The 5,345-nt window shown below is 44.8% G+C and carries 5 protein-coding genes; 1 reads left to right on the top strand and 4 read right to left on the bottom strand.

The annotated features are described in order from the left end of the window. Positions 1 to 336 (top strand): diguanylate cyclase domain-containing protein (locus B4K20_RS05870; RefSeq protein ID WP_289282225.1); only part of this gene is annotated, 336 nt, incomplete at its 5' end. 37 nt (positions 337 to 373) lie between these two features. Here B4K20_RS05870 and B4K20_RS05865 read toward each other — a convergent pair. From B4K20_RS05865 to B4K20_RS05850, 4 genes are all read right to left on the bottom strand, one after another. Continuing rightward, complete coding sequence (locus tag B4K20_RS05865) at positions 374 to 2,311, bottom strand: PQQ-dependent sugar dehydrogenase (protein WP_007145348.1); 1,938 nt, start codon at positions 2,309 to 2,311, stop codon at positions 374 to 376. 159 nt (positions 2,312 to 2,470) lie between these two features. Beyond that, positions 2,471 to 3,574 carry an alkene reductase gene (locus B4K20_RS05860; protein WP_289282224.1) on the bottom strand — a complete coding sequence of 368 codons (1,104 nt, stop codon included), beginning with the start codon at positions 3,572 to 3,574 and terminating at the stop codon, positions 2,471 to 2,473. Between the two features lie 15 nt (positions 3,575 to 3,589). Next, entirely contained in the window at positions 3,590 to 4,579 is a 990-nt protein-coding gene (locus B4K20_RS05855) for a zinc-dependent alcohol dehydrogenase family protein (RefSeq protein WP_289282223.1), read from the bottom strand. A 16-nt stretch (positions 4,580 to 4,595) separates the two neighbouring features. Then, positions 4,596 to 5,345: iron-containing alcohol dehydrogenase (locus B4K20_RS05850; RefSeq protein WP_289282222.1), on the bottom strand; the 750-nt coding region annotated here is incomplete at its 5' end.

Below are 5,345 nucleotides of genomic sequence, written 5' to 3'. Positions count from 1 at the left end.
GGCAAAATCCCTAGGACCCCGATACGTTGGGGAGGCGATGAATTTGTTGTTTTTGCCAGATTAACCACGGATTTATCAGAAGCGAGCAGTATTGCAGAAAAACTGTTAAATATATTACAGCAACCAATAGAATGTCAGTCTGATATGAGTGTGACTATCAGTGCTAGCATTGGTATCGCGCTCTATCCATTCAATGCTGATAATATTGAGACATTACTCAAGTACGCTGATCTTGCGATGTATGAAGTCAAATCACACAACAAAAACAGTTATAACTTTTTCAAACAACCCACATTCAAGACGTCAGAGACACAAAGTGTGATCACCGGATTTTAGAATGCCCGGTGAATAACACCGGGCATTTTCTATTGTATTACTGTATTGGTAAATAGACTAACTTACTGCCTTTCATATCCGGCACCATCAGGTACTGACCATCTGCTGAGAGACTAATGTCAGCAGCAGAGACAAAGTCATCACTGAGTAATTGTGGTGTTGCTTTAGGTTCAACTAATTGCCACACCTTACCATTTTGCCAATCACTCACATACAGATAGCCTTTGCTGTCTCTGACCAGACCATCAGCACCACCAAAGCCTTTGTTCAGTGCTTCAGTTTTACCCGAGCTGATATTCGCACGATACAAGTCACCTGTGCCAAAGTCAGCAACTAACAGCGTGTCATTACCGTCCATCAGCAACCCATTAGGACGTTTAATAGCCGATTTATCATCCAAAATTTCGCTCACTTTACCTGCTTGAGTAATTTGATAAATGCCGGCATTTTCTCCATCATCAGTGCCGCTATCAGAGACATATAAGGTACCGTTACCATCAATTTCCATATCATTCAGAAAGACAGGTTTTCCGGGAAAATCCTTGGCTTTGGCGATAACTGTGATATCACCTTTCATATCTACTTTAACGACATGATCGACATCAGCGATATACAGTTCGTTATTCCATAAATCGATGCCTTTGGGATCATTTAAGCCTGTAGCCAGCGTTGTTTTTTGTCCGGACTTATCGATAACCGTGACTTTACCGTCACCGGCTTTACCAAACTCACCAATTTCAGTGACAAATACACGACCATCTGGTGCTGCAATGGCTGATTCAGGCATCTGCAGATCAGTGATTGTTTTGCTATTTGATTGAGACGTGGCATCAGTTGAAGATGCGTTGTCATCGCCATAACTAACACGGTAAATCACATCGTTATAATCATCAGAAATCAGTAAGGAACCATCGGCAAGTTGTAATACATCGGTCGGACGTCCCCAGGCCTCACCATTCTGCAACCAACCATCGATAAAGACTTCATGACCTGTCACCTGATGATTATCATCAAATGTGACACGCATTAACTGGTAACCCACAGGACTCGTTCTATTCCATGAACCATGCTGAGCAATAATGGCATCGCCTTTGTAGTCAGCTGGAAACATATCACCTGTATAGAATTTGAGACCCAGACTTGCGGTATGTGCCTGGAATTCCTGGACAGGGAACGTGACGTCTTGTGGTGCTTGTTTGTCTTTCCAGTCAGGATGTTGCGCTTTGCCACCCGCATAATAAGGGAAACCAAAGTGCATACCGGCTTTAGGTGCGGCATTGAGTTCACCCGGTGGATTATCATCACCCATCATATCGACGTTATTATCAGTGAAATACAGGGTGCCAGTGTCGGGCTGGAAGTCCATACCCACTGAGTTTCTGATACCTTTGGCATATATTTCAGCATCACTGCCATCGGCATTCATACGAATAATGCTGGCTTCAATACCCTGAGGATTACAGATATTACAGGGGGCACCTACGGTGACATAAAGCTTGTTATCAGGGCCAAAAGCAATATAGCGCCAGCCATGGTGTGCTTTATCCGGTAGCTTATCGTAAATAACCTCACGCATTTGTTTAAATGGTAAGTTGAGATCGAAACCCGGAGCGGGGTAAATGGCAATACGGTTTTGCTCAGCAACATAAAGGTTGCCTTGATGCACCGCTACACCATTACCGACTTTTAAATCATCAAGAATCTTCACCACTTTATCGGCTTTACGATCTTTGTTTTTATCGACTACCGCAAAGACATTATTACCGCGTGTGCCAACAAATACTGTGCCTGTTGACTGGCCTAAGGCCATTTGACGCGCACCTTCGACTTCGGCATAAACATTAATATGAAAGCCTTCTGGCAGCTTGAGCTTGTGTAGATTTTCTTCCGCATCGGCTCGGTCAGCAAATGCAGCCTGTCCCATCAGTCCTAACGAACCGGCTAGCATAAGCTGTGTTATTGTCTTAAGTGTCATACATCCTCCTTTAGTATGTATTTTCCTGCTGTGCAGCGTATCGATTATTGAATCACAGAGAATCGATACGCTGCTTGAGTGGTATCAGGACACGATACGTCACTGATACTCATGGTGCTTGCCTAATAAAACGGGGTTTGTGCTGGTTTCTACATATCGTTATTTTTCAGTGAGAAAGGGATAATCGATATAACCATGTTCATCACCACCATAAAAGCTATCGCTGTCAGGTGTATTCAATGGGGCGCGAGTAGAGAAACGTTCAACTAAATCCGGGTTGGCAATGAATAACTTACCGAAGGATATACAGTCAGCATCGCCACTTTGGATCGCTACATTGGCAGTATCAAAATTATATTCACTGTTTGTCATATACGTTCCCTGATACCACTCACGACATAGGCCTAAATCAAACTCGGGGCCCGCAGCGCCTGGATTTTCAGCGCCCATTTCAGTGATATGTAAATACGCCAGGTTAAACTTGTTTAGCGCCTTGATAATGTACTCAAAAGTTTTTTCGGGCTGACTGTCTTTCATATCATTAAAAGGTTGCAACGGAGACAAACGAATACCAACACGGTCTGAACCCCAGATTTTGCAAACTTCATCAACGACTTCCAATGTCAGTCTGGCACGGTTCTCAATGCTGCCGCCATAGCCATCTGTACGCTGATTGCTGCCATCACGCAAAAATTGGTCAAGCAGATAACCATTGGCAGAATGTACTTCTACACCATCAAAACCTGCTGTGAGCGCGTTGTAAGCGGCAGTTCGGAAGTCATCAATTGTCTGTTTGATATCATCTGCAGTCATTGCCTCGGGTGTTTCATAGGGCTTCATTCCCTCATAGGTATATACCTCACCGGCAGGTTTGATGGCTGAAGGGGCGAGTGGCTTCATACCGTCGGGTAACATGGAAGAGTGTGAGACCCGGCCACAGTGCCATATTTGCAATACAATTTTGCCACCTTCAGCGTGGACAGCTTCAGTCACTTTTTTCCAGCCTTCTATCTGAGCCTCGCTGTAGATTCCGGGCGTGTTCGGATAGCCAATCCCTTTTGCTGAAATCAATGTTGCTTCGCTAATAATGAGGCCGGCTGATGCACGTTGACGGTAATACTCCACATTCATTTCCGTCGGAGCCAAGCCTTCACCAGCCCGATTACGAGTTAAAGGCGCCATGATGACGCGATTTTTCAAGCTGATAGAACCCAGTTCGATAGGCGATAAAAGTGATTCTGTTTGCTGATTCATTGATGTCATAGTGAATCCTTAGAGTTAGAGTGTAATAACAATTTTGCCTAATTGATTATTGGCTTCCAGATAGCTGTGTGCTGTCACGATATCGTCAAAATCAAATGTCTTTGCTATGACTGGGCTCAGCTGGGAATGTTTTAACCAGTCAAAGATTTTTTCTTTGGCTTTAGCTAAACGCTCTGGTGCACTGGTAAACTCAAATAAGGTGTAGCCACGAATCGTGAGGCCTTTCTGTAATGCAGTGAATAATGGATAAGGCGTGGGGTCTGCGCTCAGTGCACCATATTGAAAAATCATGGCTAGTGGGGCGCAAGCTTCAGCTAACGTACTTAGCATAGGGCCAGCTACCGGATCGAATACGATATTCACACCACGACCATCAGTGATGGCCATGACGGCATCAACCACATCATCCTGTTCACTGATAATGACGTGCTCGGCACCAAGCTGGTGAAGTTGTTCGACTTTATCAGCTGTTCGAGTCATGGCGATTGGCGTGGCACCCATCAGGTTACATAACTGTATCGCTGCGAGTCCGACACTGCTGGATGCAGCAGGGATTAAGACAAAATCATCGGCTTTCATTTTGGCAATATCAATCAGGGCACCATATGCTGTTAGATACTGCATCCATACTGATGTCGCTTGTTCCCAACTTAAATTTTCAGGATGTGGGGTGACAGCCGTGATCGGCATATTTGTCAGCTCTGCATAGCTTCCATATTGATTCATAGAGAAATTGGGAATAGTACTGACCGCATCGCCCACTTTGATGTGTTTAATATTTTCGCCAACCGCTTTGACTGTGCCAGCACATTCATAGCCTATGCGTGTAGGGAATGTCGGTGCTTCGAGATATTGGCCACGGCGGAACATAGCTTCAGCACGGTTAAGACCAATAGCATGGACTTTAATCTGCACTTCGTCTGCCGCGGGAGCAGGCACAGATTCATCAATAATAGATAAAACAGATGGCTCACCGGCCTCAGAAAATTGAATAGTTTTTGTCATAAGGCGCTCCTTATATTTATAGGCTTGCTTGTAGAATGTGTTGGCTTTTTTCCAGATCGATATCGTTGTGTTCACCAAGCTGTGTAAGACCATGCTGCTCGAGCTGTTGGACCATCGCTGGAATTGCATCGGCACTGATCTGATAATCAGTCAGATGCGTTTTTACCCCCATTCGTTCAAAAAAATCGCGGGTTTTTGTGATGGCAAGATTAATTCGGTCATCATCGCTACCATCTTCCAAGCCCCATACCCGCTGTGCATATTGCAGTAATTTGTCGGATTTTTTTGCACGCTGTTCGTGAAGCACACTAGGTAATAAAATCGCCAATGTCTGAGCATGGTCCAAGCCATGCAGAGCGGTAATTTCATGACCGATCATATGCGTTGCCCAATCCTGCGGCACACCAGCTCCAATCAAGCCGTTTAAAGCTAAGGTAGCAGTCCACATAAAATTAGCTTGAAGGTCATAGTCATCGGGTGTTTCAAGCAAACTAGGTCCAATCTCAATCAGTGTTTGCAATAAACCTTCAGCGAAACGATCCTGTACCGCCGCATTTACTGGATACGTCAGATATTGCTCCATAATGTGCGTAAAGGCATCCACTACACCATTGGCGAGTTGTCTGGGGGGGAGGGTATAGGCCTTAGTAGGATCCAGTATTGAAAATGTCGGATACACCAGCGGGCTGCTAAAGGCCAGTTTCTCGTGAGTTTCATAACGTGTAATCACAGAGTTGGCATTCATTTCTGAACCCGTAGCAGGTAG

The sequence above is a fragment of the Methylophaga sp. UBA5088 genome, from assembly GCF_002414625.1.
Lineage (GTDB): Bacteria > Pseudomonadota > Gammaproteobacteria > Nitrosococcales > Methylophagaceae > Methylophaga > Methylophaga marina.
The sequence above is the reverse complement of the archived record's forward strand: the minus strand, read 5'-3'. Positions and strand labels throughout refer to the sequence as shown.